The organism is Brachyspira sp. G79 (genome assembly GCF_002379365.1).
In the GTDB taxonomy this organism is placed as follows: Bacteria; Spirochaetota; Brachyspiria; order Brachyspirales; family Brachyspiraceae; genus Brachyspira.
In genome coordinates, this window is the sequence record NZ_JQIU01000008.1 from 2,305,484 (window position 1) to 2,309,721 (window position 4,238).

Consider the following 4,238-nt stretch of genomic DNA (forward strand, 5'->3'; position numbering starts at 1 on the left):
CATTATAAATACTGTATACTATATAATATAAAAAACCGAGATTTTCTATAGCCTTTAAATATGAACTGTCCAACTCTATAGCCTTAAGATAATTTTTTTCAGCCTCCTTATAATCTTCAAATCTGCTTTCTGTAATTCTAAAATGATAAAGAAGTGCCAAATTATAATATAAAGTCTTATCATATTTATTTATATCATATGCATAATCAAAATACTCCAAAGAACTTTCAAAATATTTTATATCCTTAGATATTTTGTATTTATCATAATAAATGATAGCTCTCTGTAAAAAATTATGTATATCATATCTAAATAAATCCGCATTCTTATTAACATATGATAATGCTAAATCAAAATATCTGTCATCATTATGTTCATCTATATATTTAAGCCTGTATAAATCACTTATAGCAATAAATGATTTAGAAGATTCAAAAAATACTAAAGCCTTATTAAAAAACTCATCTTTCAAATTATACTTAGCACATATGTTTTTATCTTCCAAACTATCTGCATACAAATTATAATAAAAAGAGCCTATATTATAATTAATATAGTATGCAAGCATTTTATCATTATTAAGCTCTCCATCATTAAATAAAGTTTCATAATCATTAATAATCAAAGTAAAATAATTGCTGTCATCAAAATAATAAAATGCTAGTCTGTAAAGTTCAAATCTATTAATATATGTATATAAATAATCTCTGTCTATTGCTATTGCCCTGTTATAATAATACATAGCTTCATCAAAATCTTCTTTATGCTTTGTAATTTTAAATTTGCACTCATGAAGATATGCTAAAGAGTTTAATATATCTGTTTCATCAGTATCCAAATGATTAAATGAAGAAAGAGAAGCATTAAAATATAAATTATCTTTTGTATAATCATAGCATATAAGATATAAATGCCCCATAAAATAATACTTATCATTATTATCCATACAGTTATAATAATTCAAAGCAAGTTCAAAATCTGTTTTGTTTTTTGTGAAGGTGTATTTAATTGTGTATAAATAACCAAATAAATTATATAAAATAATATCATGCTCTTTTGTATATTCTGCCTGTTTATATAATGAAGCTGCCTCTTCATAAAAATTAAAATCGCTGCTGTATTTAAACATCAAAGTATATAAAAAACCAAGATTAAGCATGATATTAATGTCTCTGCTTATGTATGATATCTCCATATAATAATTGAGAGCTTTTAAATAATAGTCAGAATTTTTTGTGAGTATAAATTTATCTCTATAAAGTTTTGCTAACTCACATAATGCAAATATATTTTCATTATCAATATTGAGTATTTCAGTATATGCTTCTGCTGCTATATTAAAATATTTTTCTTTTTCTATATTTTGAAATTTGGATTTATATAGCATATAAATATTATAGCTTAAATTTATATCATTACTGTTTGATTTTAAAACTTCTCTATATGCATACAAGGCATTTTTAAAATATTGATTATCTTTAGTGTTTAAATATTTAAATTGATATAAAAGAGCCAAAATAAAATAAGTAATATCATTCTCATAATGAATTATTTTATTTATATTTTCCATAGCTATATCATAATAAATATCATCAGAATCATAAATATATCTTGTATAGTATAAAAATGCTGCCTTATTTCTTGCATATATATTACTGCTGTCTTTAATCATAATAGCATTAATACTTCCTATAACATTTTCAAAGCTCTCATTATCTCCAGTATAAGAACATTCATCTATATAAGAATCTATAATCTTCTGTAAAATGGCAACATTATATTTTATATTTAAAACTTCATTATGATTTTTTAACTTATCCGTATAATCATAATAAAAATATTTATTATCTTCAAAAGTTTCAAAGTCAAATTTTTTAAGAAATGCAAACTCAGAATCAGCTTTCATATTATGAATAAAATTGTAGCAATTCATAATCAATCAACTCAGTAATCTCTAATTAATTTTATAAAAAATATTATACATAAAAATAATAAAAAATACAGCAATTTAATTTATAATTCTTTTATATTTTTTATATAGCTTTAATATATAAACTATTATATAATAATACAAGCTCATCAAATAGGAGTAAACATGAAAATACTTATAGTATCAGGATTTCTCGGTGCAGGTAAAACAACACTGATCAAAGAAATGGCTAATAAAACTAAAAGAGATTTTGTAGTTATGGAAAATGAATATGGGGATGTTGATATAGATTCTAATATACTTAAAGATGAAGGTATGAATATTTGGGAGCTTACAGAAGGTTGTGTATGCTGCACTATGAAAAAAGATTTTGCTTCTTCAATACTCACTATAGCAAACTCTCTTGATCCTGAATATTTAATTGTTGAACCAACTGGAGTTGCTAAATTAAGCAATATTATTAATAATATAAAACAAATTCAGTATGATAGAATAGTACTCCTAAAACCTATTACAATTATAGATGCAAATGCTTTTGACAGTTTTGTTAGTTCATATGATGATATATACGTTGATCAGATTTTAAATACTTCTAAAATAATTATTTCAAAAATAGAACCCAAAGAAAAATATGAAATAGATAACCTTATAAAAAAAATAAAATCATTAATAACAAAAAATAATGTATCATTAGATAATATAGAAATACTTAAAGAGCATTACTCTAATAAAAATAAAGAATGGTGGGAGAGTATTTTGCAATCATTTTTAGATGATAAGTATAAAGCTAAAGAATTAGAAAAAAGCCAAAATGAAGAGATGCCAGATTCTATAAGTATGAAAGGCTGCCAAGTAATAAATGAAAATAAATTTATTATACTTCTTGAAGATATTATACTTGGCAGATTCGGATATATTGCTAGGTCTAAAGGCGTTATAAAATGCGGTAATAATTATTTAAGATACGATGTCGTAGATGGAAGATATGCTGTTACTGGAGCAAGTGAGAATGATGAACTTGAGATTGTATTTATAGGGAAAGATTTAAATAGAAAACTTCTTCGTGAAGAGTTTCAGCCTGTTTATAGAGATAATATAAAACATAATCATGATTGAAGAAAACTATAGTTTGTAAAATTTTAGTTATTTAATAAATATAATTATAACTTATAAATAGAGTAGGTTTATAATACTTAAAAAACATTGTTATAGCTATACAATAATATTAAAAAAGAAGCTGTTTCATTTTTAAGAATATTATCTGATAATTTTGTAAATGATGAAGCTAAAGATTATTTAGAAAAAATTGAAAAATATATTAAAACTATTAATCAAATATAAGTCTTTTATCTTCATTGAATTTTTTTCTTGACGGATTTCCTTCTGTTCTGTATACTGTTTTATTTTTAATAGAATATATGCTTGACCAGATTGTATCCATTCCCATATTTTTTCTGTCATATTGGCACAAAAATCCGTATTTTCCTGATAATAGATTTTTTGCAAAGTCAAAGTTATGTTTATGATTTTGAAATGCTTTTTCTAAAGTACTATATCTTTCTTGAGAGTAAACATCATCATGCATATTTGTATTATATTTTTTCATTCTTTTGCTTGTAAAGTGATTTGAAGTAAATACATAATCATTTTCTATTATTTCTATTTTTTCACAATTTGATTCTATTAAAGCAATATTACCTTTATAGTCTGCTATTATAATATTTTGTGCTGATGATATAGGTACTTCTTTTAAAAAGCATAAAGCCTCTTTTAAAGTGCTGCATTTCTCTAAAATATATCGTACTATCATTCCAGCATTAAATCCATAATCAATTTTTACAGGATATACAAAGGTTAAAGCAATACTTAGACATTTTTGATTAATACCATCTTCCATTTCTATAAATGCTGTAGTGTTTCCAATAAAAGAGTATGAATTATTAAGATTATAATATACGCTGTCTGAGTATTTTTCTATATCTATTAAAAAGTCGCTGTTTTTAGCAAGTATTATTTCTTTATCAGTTTTAAAAGCAAAAGCAGAACATTTATTTTCAAATGTGAAAGCATATATACTGAATAAAAACGAACATATATCTTTATAATCAATGGAAAGTGCTTCAGCCATTGCCTTTATCTCTTCTATTATTTCTGGGAAAAAATATGTATATATAGGAATGCATTTGGAAGCAAAATGTTTTCTCTCTTCTGATATTTTTATTTTATCTAAAGGATTTATATTATTTTTTGCAAGTATTTTTCCGTATTTTAATCCTGCATTATAATGTGTCTTTGAAAATCTTGAATG

At 23.5% G+C, this 4,238-nt stretch carries 2 protein-coding genes and 1 pseudogene; 1 reads left to right on the plus strand and 2 read right to left on the minus strand.

Features of this window, described 5'->3' with window-relative positions; all coding sequences use genetic code 11:
- Positions 1-1,933 (minus strand): annotated as a pseudogene (locus KQ44_RS11655) (hypothetical protein); the annotation flags it as partial.
- 162 nt (positions 1,934-2,095) lie between these two features.
- On the opposite strand from KQ44_RS11655, the gene KQ44_RS11660 reads away from it, so the two are divergent.
- Complete coding sequence (locus KQ44_RS11660) at positions 2,096-3,046, plus strand: GTP-binding protein (protein ID WP_096737550.1); 951 nt, start codon at positions 2,096-2,098, stop codon at positions 3,044-3,046.
- A 211-nt stretch (positions 3,047-3,257) separates the two neighbouring features.
- Here KQ44_RS11660 and KQ44_RS11665 read toward each other — a convergent pair.
- A partial coding sequence (locus tag KQ44_RS11665; RefSeq protein WP_096737551.1) for a C45 family peptidase occupies positions 3,258-4,238 on the minus strand: 981 nt, incomplete at its 5' end.